This is a genomic window from Helicobacter marmotae (genome assembly GCF_003364255.1).
In the GTDB taxonomy this organism is placed as follows: Bacteria; Campylobacterota; Campylobacteria; order Campylobacterales; family Helicobacteraceae; genus Helicobacter_C; species Helicobacter_C marmotae.
Window position 1 is genome coordinate 61231 of sequence record NZ_NXLR01000002.1, and the last position, 18023, is coordinate 79253.

General features: G+C 39.4%; 17 protein-coding genes and 1 tRNA gene. 16 read left to right on the forward strand and 2 right to left on the reverse strand.

Translation table 11 applies throughout. From position 1 onward, the window contains the following. Positions 1-27: 27 nt before the first annotated feature. A tRNA-Pro gene (locus CQA63_RS01630) sits at positions 28-105 on the reverse strand. A 153-nt stretch (positions 106-258) separates the two neighbouring features. On the opposite strand from CQA63_RS01630, the gene CQA63_RS01635 reads away from it, so the two are divergent. From CQA63_RS01635 to CQA63_RS01710, 16 genes are all read left to right on the forward strand, one after another. Further along, positions 259-1290 carry a flagellar basal body P-ring protein FlgI gene (locus CQA63_RS01635; RefSeq protein ID WP_411710125.1) on the forward strand — a complete coding sequence of 344 codons (1032 nt, stop codon included), beginning with the start codon at positions 259-261 and terminating at the stop codon, positions 1288-1290. 29 nt (positions 1291-1319) lie between these two features. Continuing rightward, complete coding sequence (locus CQA63_RS01640) at positions 1320-1658, forward strand: rod-binding protein (RefSeq protein WP_104699473.1); 339 nt, start codon at positions 1320-1322, stop codon at positions 1656-1658. Beyond that, the gene (locus CQA63_RS01645) at positions 1648-2700 is read left to right on the forward strand and encodes a sensor histidine kinase (RefSeq protein ID WP_104699472.1); all 1053 of its coding nucleotides are present in this window, start codon (positions 1648-1650) and stop codon (positions 2698-2700) included. The genes CQA63_RS01640 and CQA63_RS01645 overlap by 11 nt, the downstream gene beginning before the upstream one ends. A gap of 42 nt (positions 2701-2742) precedes the next feature. Continuing rightward, positions 2743-4047 (forward strand): 3-phosphoshikimate 1-carboxyvinyltransferase, encoded by a 1305-nt coding sequence (gene aroA / locus CQA63_RS01650; protein WP_104699471.1) that lies wholly within the window; start codon positions 2743-2745, stop codon positions 4045-4047. Next, on the forward strand, positions 4037-4858 hold the full coding sequence (locus CQA63_RS01655; protein WP_104699470.1) for a 4-hydroxy-3-methylbut-2-enyl diphosphate reductase: 822 nt from the start codon (positions 4037-4039) through the stop codon (positions 4856-4858). The genes aroA and CQA63_RS01655 overlap by 11 nt, the downstream gene beginning before the upstream one ends. Before the next feature lie 94 nt (positions 4859-4952). Beyond that, the gene (locus CQA63_RS01660; RefSeq protein ID WP_104699469.1) at positions 4953-6608 is read left to right on the forward strand and encodes a 30S ribosomal protein S1; all 1656 of its coding nucleotides are present in this window, start codon (positions 4953-4955) and stop codon (positions 6606-6608) included. Positions 6609-6624: 16 nt separating this feature from the next. Next, a complete protein-coding gene (locus CQA63_RS01665; protein WP_115511812.1) occupies positions 6625-7089 on the forward strand; it encodes a hypothetical protein in 465 nt (154 codons plus the stop codon). A 20-nt stretch (positions 7090-7109) separates the two neighbouring features. After that, positions 7110-8690 carry a phosphoglycerate dehydrogenase gene (serA, locus tag CQA63_RS01670; RefSeq protein ID WP_104699467.1) on the forward strand — a complete coding sequence of 527 codons (1581 nt, stop codon included), beginning with the start codon at positions 7110-7112 and terminating at the stop codon, positions 8688-8690. Positions 8691-8704: 14 nt separating this feature from the next. Then, positions 8705-8983 (forward strand): putative Se/S carrier-like protein, encoded by a 279-nt coding sequence (locus CQA63_RS01675; protein WP_104699466.1) that lies wholly within the window; start codon positions 8705-8707, stop codon positions 8981-8983. Between the two features lie 36 nt (positions 8984-9019). Next, positions 9020-11860, forward strand: coding sequence for an excinuclease ABC subunit UvrA (uvrA, locus tag CQA63_RS01680; RefSeq protein WP_104699465.1), 2841 nt, complete (start codon positions 9020-9022; stop codon positions 11858-11860). Further along, entirely contained in the window at positions 11857-12909 is a 1053-nt protein-coding gene (locus tag CQA63_RS01685) for a D-alanine--D-alanine ligase (RefSeq protein ID WP_104699464.1), read from the forward strand. Before uvrA ends, CQA63_RS01685 begins: the two co-directional genes overlap by 4 nt. Positions 12910-12913: 4 nt before the next feature. Beyond that, positions 12914-13651 (forward strand): alpha/beta fold hydrolase, encoded by a 738-nt coding sequence (locus CQA63_RS01690; protein ID WP_104699463.1) that lies wholly within the window; start codon positions 12914-12916, stop codon positions 13649-13651. After that, complete coding sequence (locus CQA63_RS01695) at positions 13648-13938, forward strand: acylphosphatase (RefSeq protein WP_104699462.1); 291 nt, start codon at positions 13648-13650, stop codon at positions 13936-13938. Before CQA63_RS01690 ends, CQA63_RS01695 begins: the two co-directional genes overlap by 4 nt. A 15-nt stretch (positions 13939-13953) precedes the next feature. Next, positions 13954-15435 carry a Mur ligase family protein gene (locus CQA63_RS01700; RefSeq protein ID WP_104699461.1) on the forward strand — a complete coding sequence of 494 codons (1482 nt, stop codon included), beginning with the start codon at positions 13954-13956 and terminating at the stop codon, positions 15433-15435. 17 nt (positions 15436-15452) lie between these two features. Continuing rightward, positions 15453-15953, forward strand: a complete 501-nt coding sequence (locus CQA63_RS01705) for an HIT family protein (RefSeq protein WP_104699460.1) — start codon at positions 15453-15455, stop codon at positions 15951-15953. Between the two features lie 12 nt (positions 15954-15965). After that, a complete protein-coding gene (locus CQA63_RS01710) occupies positions 15966-16814 on the forward strand; it encodes an ankyrin repeat domain-containing protein (RefSeq protein ID WP_233706559.1) in 849 nt (282 codons plus the stop codon). Positions 16815-16817: 3 nt separating this feature from the next. On the opposite strand, the gene CQA63_RS01715 is transcribed toward CQA63_RS01710, so the two are convergent. Beyond that, complete coding sequence (locus CQA63_RS01715; RefSeq protein ID WP_233706563.1) at positions 16818-17315, reverse strand: PAS domain-containing protein; 498 nt, start codon at positions 17313-17315, stop codon at positions 16818-16820. Between the last annotated feature and the right edge of the window lie 708 nt (positions 17316-18023).

Here is an 18023-nt window from a genome sequence, read left to right on the forward strand (position 1 = left end):
TGTTTATGGTTTAAGGAATTGTTAGAATGGTCGGAGTAGCGGGATTCAAACCCACGACCTCACCCACCCCAAGGGTGCGCGCTAATCAGGCTGCGCTATACTCCGATGTGCCTATAAGCAATATGCTAGGCTATGTAAGCTTGGCATTATAGCAAATTTTATTAATCTGTCTAGCTTGAGGAGCATAAGCCTATGGAATGTAATTTGCTTAAACTTAAGAGATAATCACGCAGGAAGCAAGGAATGATTATGCACAAAATAAAATTTATATTCTATGGAATCTTAAGTTTGGCTTTTTTCTGCTCTTGCCTCTATGGGCAGAAAATCTCACAAATAGCCCAAATTGTGGGCATTAGAGAAAATAGCCTTGTGGGCTATGGTTTGGTGATAGGGCTTAATGGCACGGGTGATAAAAGTGGCTCAAAATTTACGATGCAGAGTGTGGCAAATATGCTGGAGAGCGTTAATGTAAAGCTTTCAGCCAATGATATTAAGTCTAAAAATGTCGCAGCCGTTATGGTAACGGCTAATTTGCCGCCATTTGCGAGGCAGGGCGATAAGCTTGATATACTTGTATCTTCCATTGGTGATGCAAAGTCCATTAATGGAGGCACACTGATTATGACGCCTTTAAGCGGGGTTGATGGCAATATCTACGCCCTAGCACAAGGGAATCTTCTCTTAGGTGATAGCACAAGTGCGCTATCAGGCAGTATCATAGGCGGGGCAAGTGTGGAGCGTGAGATAGGCTATAGTCTGTATAATCAGCAAAATGCGACCTTAAGCCTTAAGAATTCAGATTTGCAAAATGCCATTAAGATTCAGCAGACTTTAAATAGCGTGTTTTCAGACGCCGTTGCGCTCGCTGTCGATGCACGCACGATTAAACTTACTAAGCCAGAGCATTTAAGTATGGTGGAATTTTTGGCATTAGTAGAAGAAGTAGAGATAGATTATTCACATAAAGAGCGCATCGTTATTGATGAACGATCAGGCACGATTATCGCGGGAGTGGGGATTGTAGTAGAGCCTGTGGTGATTACTCATGGGGATATTACTATTAAAATCTCTGATCAGGCATTAGAAGATAAAGATGCCCTATTGCTTGAAGATGGGGCGGTATTAAGCAAAGCCCAAGGCACTATTTCTAGTACTAATGGCACAAAACCCACGGTTTCAAATGTTGTCAAAGCATTGCAAAAAATGGGTGCGAGCCCACGTAATGTGATTTCAATCCTTGAGAGTATGAAAAAATCAGGGGCGTTGCGTGCAGAAATTGAAGTGATGTAGATACTTAAGATTCCATCAAAGGAGAAGTAATGCGTATTGATAATTCTATGGCGATTATGAACTATAACAAAGCCTTAAATGAGGGGCATTTAGCAAAAGAAGATAAAGCCCTAAGAGAGCAGACAGATAATTTTGAATCTATTTTGCTTAAATTTATGCTTGAGAATGCTATTAAAAATGACAATCCGCTCTATCCTAAAGAGCCTGGCAGCGATATATACCATTCTATGTATATTGACCAATTAAGCCAAGAGCTAAGCGGGAGCTTTGGCTATAGTGAGCTTTTATTTAACTTCCTTAAAGAGCAAGAAAGGGAGGGCAAAGCCACATCAAGCAAGTTTGCAAGTAAAAATCCGTATGGAAAATAGCCTTATTAACCCTGAGATTCTAAAACATCTTAGCAGCAGTGATAAGAGTGTTTTATTAGAATCTCTCGCTACATTAATACAAAGCACCTATGGCACAGAAGAGGAATTTAAAAGGCTACAGAATGAATTTAATAGCCTAAAGGCACTCTATGAGTGGGTGCTAGAGCTGCTCCCGCAGGCTATTTGTGTGTTGGAATCTGATGGAAGTGTTTTTTATCAAAATGCCGCTTCAAGGGAGATTGCAGATATATTTGAGGGGGTTGGGCATTTATGCGAGGGTGAGAGAGAAGTAGCTTATGGGGATCAGTTCTATCTCTTGCAAGTGAATACCAAAAATGACAAAAAGCTTATAAGTGCTACCAATATTACTAATCAAAAACGTCAAGAGCGCCTTGCTTCTATGGGGCAAATCTCTGCACATCTTGCCCATGAGATTCGTAATCCTATAGGCTCTATCTCACTGCTTACCTCTACACTTTTGAAACGAACTCAAGTAGAAGCCAAACCGCTTGTGATAGAGATTAAAAAGGCTATATGGCGTGTAGAGCGGCTGATTAATACGACTTTACTTTGGGCAAAGGGCGTAAAGGCAAATCGTGCGTTATATGCTTTGAGTGATTTTGAAAATGAGCTTAGCCAAAGTGTGGGGTATTATACATATTCTAAGCCTATTGATTTTATCTTTGAGTTAGAGAAGCATAGGGATTTAGCAATATTAGCAGATTTTGATTTATTAAATATTGTGCTGCAAAACTTCCTATCTAACGCCATTGACGCGATTGAAGAGGGGGAATGTGAGAGTGGAGTAGTGCATGTGAGTTTTGTTGAAGAAGAAGATTTTTGGTGTTTTGTCTTTTATGATAATGGAGTTGGCATTATGGATAAAAATATGCTTTTTGAGCCATTTAAGACAACCAAACTCAAAGGGAATGGCTTAGGCTTAGCGCTCTCTTGGCAAATTATCCAAGCACATAATGGTGTTATCTTGCTTGAAGATGAGAGGGAGCATAAATCTTTTTATGTCAAAATTGCTAAAAGCTAAAAGCGTGCTGTTATAATATAGCAGCTTATGCAAGGAGAGGAAATGCGGATTACAAAGATAAAGCCTGCAAGGAGTTTTGAACTTGAGCTTGATTGTATAGCTACGGATAAATCTATTTCACATAGGAGTGCGATTTTTGCACTTTTGGCAAAAGCCCCGTGTAAGGTGGAGGGGTATCTTATGGGTGAGGATACACTCCATACCTTAGACATTGCACGTGCCTTAGGGCTTAAGGTAGAAGAAGAGGGCAAGGCTTTTATTTTTACCCCTCCTCAATTAATCAAAGAGCCTCATAGCATACTTGATTGTGGGAATGCAGGCACGGCTATGCGTTTGTTTGCGGGGTTATTAAGTGGCGTGAATGGGCATTTTGTGCTAAGTGGGGATAAGTATTTAAATGAGCGCCCTATGAGTCGTATTACTACGCCATTAAATAATATTGGGGCTTGTATTAGCGGTAGAGAGGGTAATGCCTACGCGCCTTTAAGTATCAAAGGAGCAAGGCTAGAATCTTTTGATTACACAAGTAAGATTGCTTCAGCACAAGTCAAAAGTGCGATGATACTTGCTGGCTTGCATTCACGGGGTCGCTCGCGATTTTATGAGCCCTTTTTAAGCCGTAATCATACAGAAAATATGCTCCAAGCTATGGGTGTAAAAATGCAGACTAAAGTGTATGAAAATGGCGGATATGAAGTAGTTTTTGATTCCTTAGAGCAAGCCTTAGAGCCTTTTAGTCTCAAAATCCCAGCTGATCCCTCAAGTGCATTTTATTTTGCCCTTGCTGCTTGTGTGCTCCGCTCTAGAGTGAAGTTAAAAAATGTACTTTTAAATAAAACGCGCATTGAGGCATTTGAGGTTTTGCAAAGAATGGGCGCAGAAGTTACATACCATAGGTATGATTGTGCATATGAGGAAATAGGCGATATTGAAGTGTTAGGCAAGGCTTTAAAGGGCATAAAGATAGAGCATGCACTAGCATGGCTTATTGATGAAATACCCGCCCTTAGCATTTGCTTTGCCATAGCAGAGGGAGTATCTTCTGTGCGTAATGCCAAGGAGCTGCGCGTTAAAGAGAGTGATAGAATCCACGCCATTATTACCAATTTGCGCGCTATGGGTATTGAATGCGAGGAGTTTGAAGATGGCTTTAGCGTGTATGGAGGGGAGTTAAAAAGCGCTAAGGTAGATTCTTTTGGCGATCATCGTATCGCTATGAGTTTTGCCATAGCACTTCTTGCATGTGGTGGTGAAGTAAGAGATAGTGCTTGTATTGATGTGTCTTTTCCTCAATTTTTGAAGCATTTATCGCATATTACATCTGTGGAGAATGTTTATGAAAGTTAGATTAGCGCAAAAATATGGCTTTTGCTTTGGCGTGAAGAGGGCTATTGCTATTGCCGAGAATAATGCCCATGCTACGACTTTTGGTCCATTAATTCATAATTCAAGGGAGATAGAACGCTTACAGCGGGATTTTGATGTGAGTTTGAGCGAGAGCCTAGAGCAAGCCCAGAGCTCAAATAAGGTCATTGTGCGCACGCATGGCATTACTAAAGAAGATTTGCAAACCCTTAAAACGCGCGGGATTAAGATTATTGATGCGACTTGTCCTTTTGTAACAAAACCTCAAAATATAGTCGAGCAAATGTCTAAAGAGGGCTATCAGATTATTATTTTTGGTGATAGTAATCACCCAGAAGTCAAGGGAGTAGCAAGCTATGGTGAAAATGTAGTGATTGTAGGCAATGTGAGTGAGGCTATGGATTATAAATTTAAAAAGAAAGTCGCTGTAGTCTCCCAAACAACCAAACAACCAGAGCAGTTTGGCAAGCTTGTGGGCTTGCTCGCTTCAAAGGTCAATGAATTGCGTGTATTTAATACCATTTGTAATGCGACATTTGAGAATCAAAGGGCGGTGTTTGAGCTGAGTAAAGAGGTGGATATAATGATTATTGTAGGGGGGAAGAATTCCTCCAATACCAAGCAGCTCCTTAAAATTGCCCAAGATCATTGTGTGGATAGCTATTTGGTTGAAGACCAAGATGAGCTAGAAGAGCAGTGGTTTATGGGGAAAACAATATGTGGTCTTGCAGCGGGGGCTTCTACACCAGATTGGATTATCCAAAGTGTGCATAAAAGGATTGAGCAAATTTAGCATTTGTTGAGGGAGGATTCTTAAGGTATGGTATAAGGTTTGCTTTGATAGAATATATTAAGTATTTTAATTTCACACATAAAGGGCGCTTAAGATGTTAGTAAATTTGGAACATGATGACTTTGTCAGCGAGGAAGAAGATTTTGAGAGTTTGTTGGAGCAGAATGAGAAACAGACTATCCACGGGGCGATACAGGTAGGCGAGATTGTAGAGATTGATAATGAATATGCAATGGTAGCCATTGCCGGAGAAAAGTGTGAAGCAAGACTGAAAATTTCTGAAATTACTGACCAAAACGGCAAGTTGCTCTTTAATAAAAATGACAAGATTGAAGTTTTTGTATCACCCGGTCGCAATGGACCGCATGCTTCATATACAAAGGCACAAAAAAGTAAAAAGATTGTTGAGAAAATCGCACAACTCGCAGATGATTATAAAGACAAAATTATCGAGGCAAAAGTTATCAAAAAAAATAAAGGCGGCTATATCTTAGAATATGATGGTGTAGATGTGTTTATGCCACGTAGAGATTCTGCTATCCGCGAAGATGATAAGGCAATGAATAAAGTCTATAAGGTTGCCATTACTCACATTGATAAAGAGAAAAATTCCATTATCGTATCTCGTAAAAGGTTTTTTGAACTTGATGACAAACATCGCAAGGAGCTCAGTGCAAAATTACTTGAAAATGATGGCGCACACAAGGGCATTATAAAGAAAATTGCTCCATTTGGGATTTTTGTAGATGTATGTGGGGTAGAGGGGCTTGTGCATTATACTGAGCTTAGCCACAAAGGACCTATTAATCCTGAAAAGCATTTCCGCGAAAATGATGAGGTAATGGTTAAAGTGCTTGAATATGATGAAAAAAAGCGCAGACTTTCTCTCTCTATGAAAGCACTTGGCGATGATCCATGGAAAGAAATAGAAAAAGAGCTTGAAGTGGGCTATGCTATCAAGGTGAGTGTGAGTAATATCGAGCCCTATGGGGTATTTGTAGATTTGGGTAATGATATTGAAGGGTTTTTGCATATATCTGAGATTTCATGGGATAAAAATATCAAGCACCCCTCAAGTTATCTTAGCATAGGGCAGGAGATTGATGTTGAAATTATTGAAATTGACACACAGAATAAAAAATTGCGCGTTTCGCTTAAGAAGCTCCTTGATAAGCCATTTATAAAATTTAGCAAAACACATCAAGTAGGCTCTGTGATTAAGGGGAAAGTCGCTACTTTAACGGATTTTGGGGCATTTGTAGATTTAGGCGGTGTTGATGGGCTTTTGCATAATGAAGATGCCTCTTGGGGCAAGAATGTTAAATGCAAAGATACCATGCAAGTGGGAGATGAAATTGAAGTAAAAATTATTAAAATAGATAAAGAGAATGAAAGAATCTCCCTCTCTCATAAAGTCTTTACGGATTCTCCAGCAAAGGAATTTGGCAAAACGCATAAGATTGATGATGTCGTGCATGGCGAGGTGCTCGATATTAAGGATTTTGGCGTGTTTATTAAAGTTGATGGTATGGAAGCCCTTATTCGCAATGAAGACATTTACCCGCTAAAAAAAGAAGACATCAAAGTAGGCGAGAATATCGAGTGTGTAATAGCTCATATTGATGAAGAAAATAATCGCGTGCGAGCTTCTGTGAAGAGATTAGAGAGACAAAAAGAAAAAGAAACGCTTAAGGCTATCAATTTTGAAGAAAAGATGACACTAGGCGATAAGTTAAAGAATCGCCTATAGGAGAATGTAGGAAATAATGAAAAAGCTCACATTCCTTGCAGGGCTTTTGGTCGTTATAGGCGGGGGGATTTATGGTGTTATCTATCTTGATAGAATCTCTACTTCCCCTCCATTTTATGCCCAGCCTATGGAGCTTCCTCAAGTGGGTGGGGCATTAGCCTATAGAGATGAACATTGGTTTGAATTATTGCCTAATAATGATGAGATCCCTTATGCTTATCCTGCTACGGAATTAAGCGTTCGCTTTGATTTTGCTTCAGAAGATTCTAAACATATCGCTCCATCAGCCATCAGTATTGATGGGCTTGATGAATATAAATTTGCTTGTCTCAAGCAGGTTTTGGCTCAAAATCGCATAGAATCTGCATATTATAAATCAGGTGAGACGCTAAAACTTATGGTGTTTGTTGATAATGAAGTGCTATATAAAAAACTATTAGAGGATTTGCAATACTACCGCTTAGAATATAGTGTGCAATAAACTACAAAAAGGAGTAGAGTATGAAATATAAAGTCATTGTTTGTGACCATATCCACCAAAGTGGGCTTGATTTGCTCAATGCCCAAAGTGATATTCAAATGGAGAATCTTGCTAGCCTGCCTAAAGATGAATTATTAAAAAAAATCACCAATGCTGATGTGGTAATTACAAGGAGCTCGACTGATGTTGATGAGCATTTTCTAGCAAGCTCAGGGCAGATTAGAGCTGTAGTGCGCGCGGGTGTGGGCGTTGATAATGTCGATATTGATGGTTGCTCACGTAAGGGTGTTGTGGTAATGAATGTGCCAACGGCTAATACGATAGCTGCAGTGGAGCTTACAATGGCTCATCTTATTAATGCCCTAAGGAATTTCCCCGGAGCCAATGCCCAGCTTAAAAATGAGCGTAAATGGAAACGTGAGGATTGGTATGGCGTGGAATTAAAGGGTAAAAAGCTAGGGATTATTGGCTTTGGGAATATCGGCTCTCGTGTGGGCATTCGTGCTAAAGCCTTTGAAATGGAAGTACTCGCTTATGATCCTTATATTTTGCCATCTAAAGCTACGGATTTAGGCATTGCTTACACAAAGAATTTTGATGATATTCTCTCATGCGATATTATCACAATCCATACGCCTAAAAATGCTCAAACAAAAGATATGATTAAAGCAAGTGAATTTGCTAAAATGAAAGATGGCGTGATACTCATTAATTGCGCAAGGGGCGGGCTCTATAATGAGGCGGATTTATACCAAGCGCTTAAAAATGGTAAAGTCAAATGGGCAGGGCTCGATGTGTTTAATAAAGAGCCGGCTATTGATAATGCCCTGCTTGATTTGCCTAATGTCTATGTAACGCCTCATATCGGTGCAAATACTTTAGAATCTCAAGAGAAAATCTCCATTCAAGCAGCGGAGGCAGCTATTGAAGCCGCTCGTGGCTCGAGCTACCCTAATGCCCTTAATCTCCCCGTGAAAGAATCTGAACTCCCAAAAATGGTAAAACCTTATCTTGAGCTTATGCAAAAATTAGGTTTTTTGGCTGTGCAGGCAAATAAGGGGGTGATTACATCTATTCATATACAAGCTCAAGGTGAGATAAGTGCCTATATAGATTCTTTACAGACTTTTGGGCTTGTGGGGGCGCTTAATGCAAGCTTGGGTGATAAGATTAATTATGTCAATGCACCATTTATCGCTAAAGAGCGGGGTATTGATATAGAGATTTCTACCAAAGAGCAAAGTGATACCTATAAAAATCACATCTGTCTTACTCTAAATACACAAAATGAGAGTATTGCTTTAAGCGGGACGGTGTTTGAGGATAAGCATTTGCGCCTTACTTCGATTAATCAATTTCAGTTTGATATTGAACCAAAGGGCAGTATGATACTTTTTAGAAATACTGATGTCCCCGGAGTAATTGGGCTTGTGGGTAGCATTTTAGGGAATCATAAAGTCAATATCGCAGACTTCCGCCTTGCAAGGCAGAATAAAGAGGCTATGGCAGTGATTATTGTAGATACTCAAGTGCCAGAACTCGCACTTAAACAGCTTGCAGAAATACCAGCCTGCTTGAGCGTTACAATGCTTAATCTCTAAGAATCTAAAACATTATGCCAGCTAAGCTTAAGCCTTTTAGGGCTTATCTTGTGTTTGAAAACTCTTTTAGTGCCTTTGGAGCGCAGAGGGTTTTAAGCTCTCCTTTATTGGGGGAATTTGATTTTAAATGCCAACTTGTGCCAACCCCTAAGGAGTATAGTAATAATTGCACTCTTGCTTTGTATATAGAGGGAGGATGGGGGCTTTGTGCAGAGCGTGAGAGAGAATTTAAAGACTTGCTTATTATGCTATTAGCACAAAAGCACATTAAGCACGATATAATGCAACTCTAGCTTTTACACATAAATAAGCATACCAAAGGACATATATTGAAGGATTATAATCATATCCATATTAGCGGTGCACGCGAGAATAATCTCAAAAACATTAATCTCACTATTCCTAAAAATCAACTTGTCGTATTCACTGGGCTTTCAGGCTCTGGTAAATCTACCCTTGCTTTTGATACACTCTATGCTGAAGGTCAAAGACGATATATAGAATCGCTCTCAAGCTATGCACGGCAGTTTTTGGATAAAGTGGGTAAGCCCGATGTGGATAAGATTGAGGGGCTTACCCCTGCTATTGCTATTGATCAAAAAACAACGAGTAAAAACCCCCGTTCAACGGTTGGGACCATTACAGAGATTTATGATTATTTCCGCTTGCTTTATGCACGTGTGGGAGAGCAGCATTGCCATATCTGTGGAGATAGAATCTCGCACATGAGCAGCACAGATATTATTGAGCAGATTCTAAAACTCCCTAGTAATGCAAAGATGATACTCCTTGCACCTATTATTAAAGAAAAAAAAGGAAGTTTCCATGACAAAATCGAATCTTTGCGTCAAAAGGGCTATGTGCGTGCGATGATTGATGGCGTTATGGTGCGCCTTGATGAGGAAATAGAGCTTGCTAAAAATAAAAAACACACTATTAAAGTCGTGATTGATAGAGTACTCAATAGCCCAGAAAATCAAACGCGTATCGCACAAGGCGTAGAAAAAGCACTTAAAGAATCTTATGGCGAAATTGAGGTGGAGCTTACCAATGGCGATGATAAAAGGCTTTTGCATTATTCAGAGCATTTTGCGTGCTTTAGATGTAAGGTAAGCTTTGAAGAATTAGAGCCACTTTTGTTTTCTTTTAATTCACCTAAGGGGGCGTGTGAGGATTGTTTAGGGCTTGGGGCAAAATATGGTATTGATTTAAAAAAAATCCTTGATAAATCCCAACCACTCTCTAAAGGCGGCATTAAAATTATTTTTGGCTTTAATCGCAATTATTATGCAGAGCTTTTTTACGCCTTTTGCAAGGGGGCGAAGATAGATCCAGCGCTTAGCTTTGAAGAGCTAAGCGCCTCCCAGCAGAGTGCCTTGCTGTATGGGTGGGAAAATGAAGTAGAAATGACTTGGAGGGGGAGTAAGCTGAAGCGCCCTTGGAAGGGAATTTTGCAAATTGCTTATGATATGTTTAAAGATGAGCGAGAATTGGGTGATTATACAACGGAGAAAATATGTCCCACTTGCAAGGGACATCGCTTAAGGGCAGAATCTTTAAGCGTAAAGGTAGGAGGTTTGGGCTTAGGCGAGCTGATTGATTTACCTATAGAGAAAGTATATGAGTTTTTTAATGATAGAAGCAACTTTGAGTATTTGAGTAAGCAAGATAAAGTGATTGCAGAGCCCATTTTAAAAGAAATACATGAGAGATTGTTTTTCCTCTATGATGTGGGATTGGGGTATCTCACATTGGGGAGAGATGCGCGGAGTATTAGCGGGGGAGAATCGCAAAGAATCCGCATTGCTAGTCAAATTGGCAGTGGGCTTACAGGTGTGATGTATGTGCTTGATGAGCCAAGCATTGGCTTACATGAGCGTGATACCTTGCGATTGATTAAAACCCTAAGAGGCTTACAGGAGAAAGGGAATTCTGTCATTGTGGTAGAACATGATAAAGAGACGATCCTTAATGCGGATTATATTGTCGATATTGGACCAGAGGCGGGTTTGCGCGGGGGTGAAGTAGTATTTAGTGGGAATGTTAAAGAGCTTTTAGGCTCAAATACCCTAACCGCCCAATATATCAAAGGCACAAAAGTTATATCCTATCCTCATAAGCGAGAGATTACACAATGGCTACATATACATAATGTCAATATTCATAATATAAAAAATCTCAATGTCTCTATCCCGCTTTCACAATTTGTGTGTGTAACGGGCGTAAGTGGCTCGGGTAAAAGCTCTCTTATTTTGCAGACATTACTCCCTGTGGCACAAGAGCTTTTAAATAATGCAAAAAAGGTGCAAAAATGCGATGGCGTAGAGATAGTGGGCTTAGAGCATTTAGATAAGGTGATTTATCTTGATCAAAGTCCTATCGGGCGCACTCCTAGAAGCAATCCTGCGACATATACGGGAGTTATGCAAGATATACGCACGCTTTTTGCAGAAACTAAAGAATCAAAATTGCGTGGCTATGGGCTAGGGCGATTTAGCTTTAATGTTAAAGGGGGGCGATGTGAGAAATGCCAAGGTGAGGGGGAGATTAAAATTGAAATGCACTTCTTGCCTGATATTATGGTGAAATGCGATGCGTGTAAAGGCGCTAAATATAATCCCCAAACACTTGAAATCACCTATAAAGGCAAAAATATTGCTGATGTGCTTAATATGAGTGTGGATTATGCGCTAGAGTTTTTTGCTAAAGTGCCAAAGATCGCTCAAAGATTGCAAACATTGCAAGATGTAGGCTTAGGCTACATTACCTTAGGGCAAAATGCCATTACTCTAAGCGGCGGGGAAGCCCAGAGAATTAAGCTCGCTAAAGAGCTTAGCCGCAAAGATACGGGGCAAACACTTTATATACTTGATGAGCCTACTACGGGCTTGCATTTTGCAGATGTAGATAGGCTTACAAAAGTACTTCATCATTTAGTAGATTTAGGTAATTCTGTGATTGTCATTGAGCATAATTTAGACATGATTAAAAATGCAGATTATATTATTGATATTGGACCTGAGGGAGGCTCTGGTGGCGGGAGGGTTGTCGCTTGTGGCTCTGTAGCAGAAGTGAGTAAAAACCATACCAAAAGTGGCAGCTACACAGGGAAGTTTCTCTCCCAAGAATTAGCGCGTGATAAAAGATTACTCAAAAAGGAGCAAAAATGAAATTTGATGTGCTATTTGGTGGTGTGAGCTATGAGCATGAAATTAGCATTGTAAGTGCGATTGCATTAAAGAAAGTATTAGGCGATTGCATAGGGCATTTTATTTTCTTAGATAGTGAGCATAGATTCTATCTTATCCCCGCTGATTGTATGAAGTCAAAATACTTCACTCAAGGGGCATATAAAAAATGCACAGAGATTTTCTTACACCATGGCAGATTTGCTCAAAAATCCCTTTTTGGTATGCGCACCTTACCTGCTGGGGTGGTGATTAATCTTATACATGGTGCAGATGGCGAAGATGGCAGTATGGGAGCATTACTTGAGTTTTATAATATACCTTTTATTGGACCACGTATTGAGGCAAGTGTGATGAGCTTTAATAAGGCTTTAACAAAGCTCTATGCAAATGCTAGGGGGGTAAAAACACTTGATTATGAGCTTCTAACCCGCCAAAGTGCGCCCCTCTCTCGCTTGCCATATCCTTTAATCTTAAAGCCCGCACGGCTTGGTAGCTCTATAGGTGTGAGTGTTGTTAATGAAGCAAAAGACTTAGAGTATGCTATGGATTTAGCCTTTGAATATGATGATAGTATCGTGCTAGAGTGCTTTAAAAGCGGCATTAAAGAATATAATCTCGCAGGATATAAGATTAAAAATGGCACACAGAGTGAGTTTAGATATTCTATTATCGAAGAGCCCAGCAAAAAGGAAATGCTTGATTTTGAAAACAAATATTTAGACTTCTCACGCACAGCGCAAGTTCTAAAGGCAGATATTAGCCAAGCATTAGAAGAACAGCTAAAGCAAAATTTTGCAAAACTTTATGAAAATGCCTTTGAGGGGGCGTTGATACGATGTGATTTTTTTGTGATGGATAATGAAGTGTATTTGAATGAAATTAACCCCGTGCCCGGATCTATGGCGAATTATCTTTTTAGTGATTTTAAATTCGCTTTACATGAGCTCGCACAGAGTTTGCCTAAAAAACATAGCATTAACATTAACTATAAATATATTGAGCGCATTCATCACGTTAAGGGAAAATAAATCAATGGCACAAAGACGTATAGAGTATCAAGGCGAGTATTTTGATATAAGCTATGAGAAGCGCAAACCACTCATAGTATCTAAATCCCCTCCTTTAATGCTATTTTTGCATGGTTGGGGAAGTAATAAAGAAATTATGAAACTTGCTTTTGAAAGATATTTTGGAGAATATGAGCATATTTATATAGATATGCCCGGATTTGGCAATAGCCCTAATACAAAGCCTCTTTATACGCAAGATTATGCCAATATTGTGAAGTTATTTTTTAGCGATATAAGCGCTAGGGCGCTTAAAGAGTGCCTCATCGTGGGGCATAGCTTTGGCGGTAAGGTTGCTTTGCTTTGTCAAGCAAAAGAGATGATACTCCTTTCTTCAGCTGGTATCCCAAGGGCTAAGCCTTTTGGTGTGAGATGTAAGATAGCGCTTGCAAAAGTTTTAAACAAATGCAAGTTTGCTGCTTTGGGGAGGAGATTCCGCTCTTTAGATGTGCAAAATATGAATGAGGGTATGTATCAGACTTTTAAAAATGTTGTTGATGAGGATTTTTCATTATTATTTAGCCAATATCAAGGCAGGGCGTATATTTTTTGGGGTAAGGGAGATAGTGCTACTCCGCTTGATAGCGGTAAAGCCCTCTGTGCCTTGATACCTAATCAATGTTTTTACCCCTTAGAGGGGGATCATTACTTTTTCTTAAAGCAGGGTGCTGAAATTGAGAGATTATATAGGAGTGAGCAATGAAAGAATGCAGAGAATTTATTATTTTTGGACGTGTGCAGGGTGTGGGATTCCGCCGTTTTATTAAGGCAAAAGTAGATTCTATAAATGCCCAAGAAGTGCTCCTTAGCGGGCATATACGCAATCTCCCTAATGGAAGCGTGCGCGTAGTCGCACAAGGGAGTAAGCAAGCCTTAGAGGATTTAGAGAAGATTTTGAGAGTTGGGAGCATTGCAAGCGATGTGAGAGAAATACAATCAGCATTATTAGAGCTTAATGAAGCCTTAGAAAACTTTGAAATTCTTAAATAATCAATAGGAAAGCGTATGGAAAATGTATTAATTATTGATGTGATAGCCCAATGGATATTTGTCATTTGTGCTACCTACTATATGATAACCAATCTACAATGGTATAACTATAGCGTTAAAAGAGTGGTGTGTATGCACCATAAATATATGTGGCATATTTATTATTGTGTATTGCCGCTTGTAGTGTATGTGGTGGCATTTTTTATCCCAAGCCCTCAAGGGAATTATATGCTTATTGCTTTAAGCGTGATATATGCTTTGATGATGGCTATTTGGAATTTTAAGCTTGATAAAAGGCTGAATTTTACCCCGCGTGTTATTCGATTTAGTGTGATTTTTTTAATTTTTATGGTGTTTAATGAGGTGCTATGCCATATTTTAGGCGTAGCAAGTACTTTGCTTGATTTAATCCCGCCTTTAGTTGCCCTTGTCGTATCGCGTATTTATGAAAATACACTGCTTAATCGCTATATCGCACTTGCTAAAGAAAAGCTTGATATTATGTCTAGGCTTATGATTATTTGCGTAACAGGAAGCTATGGCAAAACAAGTATTAAAAACTTTCTCTCTCAGATTCTCAAAGAAAAATATCGCGTATATGCTACGCCTCGTAGTGTGAATACACACACAGGTATAGTGGCAGATATTAATGCGAATTTAGACTACACGACAGAGATTTATATTGCCGAAGCAGGTGCGAGATTGAAAGGAGATATAGCCCTCATTGCCGAATTTCTTAATCCTCATTATGCGGTGATTGGTGAGATAGGAGAGCAGCATTTAGAATATTTTAAAAGTCTTGATAATATCGTAGAGACAAAATATGAGCTTTTGCAAAGTACGCGATTAAAAAAAGCCTTTATTTTTAAAGATAATCCCAAACCCCCAAATATGCAAACAAATATGACAAAGAAATTTGTATTCTTCCCAGAAAATATCCGTAATGTTGTATCTGATTTAAATGGCATTAAATTTGAACTTTACATTAAAGAGCAATGGTATGAATTTGCGACTATGATACTTGGACGTTTTAATGTTATTAATTTGAGTGCGGCGATTTATATGGGGATTGAGCTAGGTTTGAGAGTGGAGGATATACAAAAGGCAGTGAGTAGATTGGAGCCTATCCCTCATCGCTTAAATAAAATACAAACCAATCAAAAGCTTATCCTTGATGATAGTTTTAATGGGAATCTGAAGGGTATGAAAGAGGCTATTAGGCTATCTTCTCTCTATAATGGGCGTAAGATTATTGTAACGCCCGGTATTGTAGAGAGCAGCAAAGAGGCGAATATAGAGCTTGCTAAGGCTATTGATGGGGTGTTTGATATTGCTATTATCACAGGCGAGCTTAACAGCAAGCTCCTTTGCAAACATATCCATAATGCGCAAAAAATTGTCCTTAAAGATAAGAGTATGCTTGAAGATATGCTTAAATCCTGCTCCTTGCCACAAGATTTAGTGCTCTTTAGCAACGACGCCCCAAGCTATATCTAAGGGATATAAGGAGATATATGGATAGAATCTACGCCCCTTGGAGGAGTAAATACTTTAGCCAATCAAGCCCGCATACGGGGGAGGATTGTGTATTTTGTAATATCGCTAATACCCCTAAAGATGATAGGCAAAATTATGTTATCTATCGCGATAGCCTTGTCTTTGGGGTAATGAATCTCTATCCCTATACGCCCGGGCATTTTATGCTTTTACCATTAAGGCATTGTGATTCCCCAGAGAAGCTTCCCTTAGAGGTGTGGCTTCATCTCCATAGTCTTTCACATAAGGCAATGGAGCTTCTTTATGAATATGGCGCACAAGGGGTGAATATGGGCTTAAATGTAAAAAAGGCAGGTGGGGCGGGCATACCCCAGCATTTGCATATCCACTTTGTGCCACGTTATATTGGCGATACAAATTTTATGACAAGTATTGCAGAGGTGCGTACCTTTGGTATGGATTTTGATAGCATATATGAGAAAGTCAAGGCATTAAGCGCGAAGCATTTTACTCTTTAAGGAGGTGAAGCGATGAATAGCATAAGAGTTTATATACTGATACTTAGTTTAATAGGCATTTGCTATGGGGCAAATGATAGATATAATTATTTGCTTTTTAGCAATAACTATACTGAAGTGCGTAAGGGTATCAGCCTTGGGGCGGATATTGAGGCGAGATTACGTGGGAATACGCCTTTATATGATGCAGCACGCAAGGGTAACCTTGAAATCGTGTATTTGCTTATTGAACGTGGGGCTGATGTGAATGCGGTATGTCATGGTGAAACGGCATTGCTTAAGGTGGTGGCATTAAATAACTATAAATTTGCGAAGGCTTTGATTGACAAAGGCGCTAAGGTAAAAGTCGCTGATGAGCATTTAGGGAATACCCCCCTGCATTATGCCGTGATGAAAAAGAATCCAGAAATGATAAAGCTCCTCCTCTCTAATGGAGCTGATATGTATGCACAAAATCATAAGGGCGATACGCCTGCACGTTATATTTTGGCTTCGCGTTCTTTGCCCGCAGTAAGCATTAAAAATGCAGATGTTACCCTCAATGCCTCTTCATTTAATCTAGGAAATGGCAATGTGAGTATTCAGGTCGCAAATCAAAGTGATAAAGTTATCAATGTGCAATATGTTGCCCTTTATATTGATGGGGATCTTATCAATGAAGCTGAAGTCTCTAAACGAATCGCCCCCAATACAAGTGCTACCATTACAAGCCTTAAAATCCCTAGTTCTATTTATGAAAATATTAAATTGAAAAAATCAGGCACAACAGATATTAAATATGGGTTTGCACTCGAATACGACATAGGTGGGAAAAATAAGAATCTCTACAAAAAGACAAATGCAGAATTGAAGCTTTGGTAAGCTCTAGTGATAGCCCTCTCCTGTATTTTGCAGGGCAATAATTAGCTCATCATATGTTGTTTGTGCTTCTTTTAGCATTTGTTCTAAGAGTGCAAGGGAGGCATTCATACCCCCTTGTGCCTCTGCTTGGAGGAGTTTGGCATATACATCGCTTATAAAGGCTATGCCTTTTTTACTCGGGCGACGCCTCACAGAATAGTAGCCAATGATATTTTTTTGCTTATCGTATGAGGGGGTAATATTGGCAAATACCCAATAAAACGCTTGAGTACGCGAGTTATTTTTCACAAAAGCAAAAAACTCCTTACCATTTTTGATATTATCCCACAGGAGTTTAAAGGCAATTTGTGGCATATCTTTATGCCTGATGATATTATGAGGTTTGCCTAAAAACTCTTCCTCCTTAAAGCCACTAAAATGCACAAAATCAGCATTCCCGTAAGTAATAAGCCCTTTTAAATCTGTTTTGGAGGTTATAAGGCTATTTTCTTCTAGGTAAATTTCTTTTGATTCTTGCTTAAGGGGTGAGCGCGACTTTAGCGGAGCTGTGCTATGTGCTTTATTTTTTTCTTGCTTAGCTTCATTGGGGGAAATGAGTTGGGAAAAGGTGTTGTGCAATTCCTCTGCGGTAGCTAGATTACTCATTCTTAGCTCCTTTATTTATATATTTTAAGATTGATTATTACATAAGCACTCTAAAGGCTTGCTTAGAATCTATATGTGGTGATTTGCGGGCTTTCAATGTAGCTTTAGTGTTTAGGGTTATTGGTTTGATTGTAAAGTGGCATATTTTTCACTCACTGGCGGATTTGCTATGTCTTTGCTTTCTTTGGTGGGCGAAGAATTGCTGTAGGCTTGAGTAGTGATTTAGATTGATTTAATATCTTGGTTTGTGTAAAGTAAATTTACACAAACCCCCTAAAGATTGACTTATAGCTAAGCTACGCTTATCTATCAAGTCTTTTTCTAAGGGCTTTAAGTTTGTCGCCTAAAATGCTTAGCGGGGGGCACTAACTTTTACTTTTCTACCCTTTTGGGTGGTTTTGGTTTCTCCTACAAAAGGTAGTTCGTTTGTCATTCTGAGCCTGTGAAACAGGCGAAGAATCTCTCTTATCCGCTAAAGACTCCTTAACAGAAACACTAAAAAGGCAGTTATTTTGTCATGTCTTGCGGGCTTTATGCCCGAAGAATTCACAAAGGAATCACTAG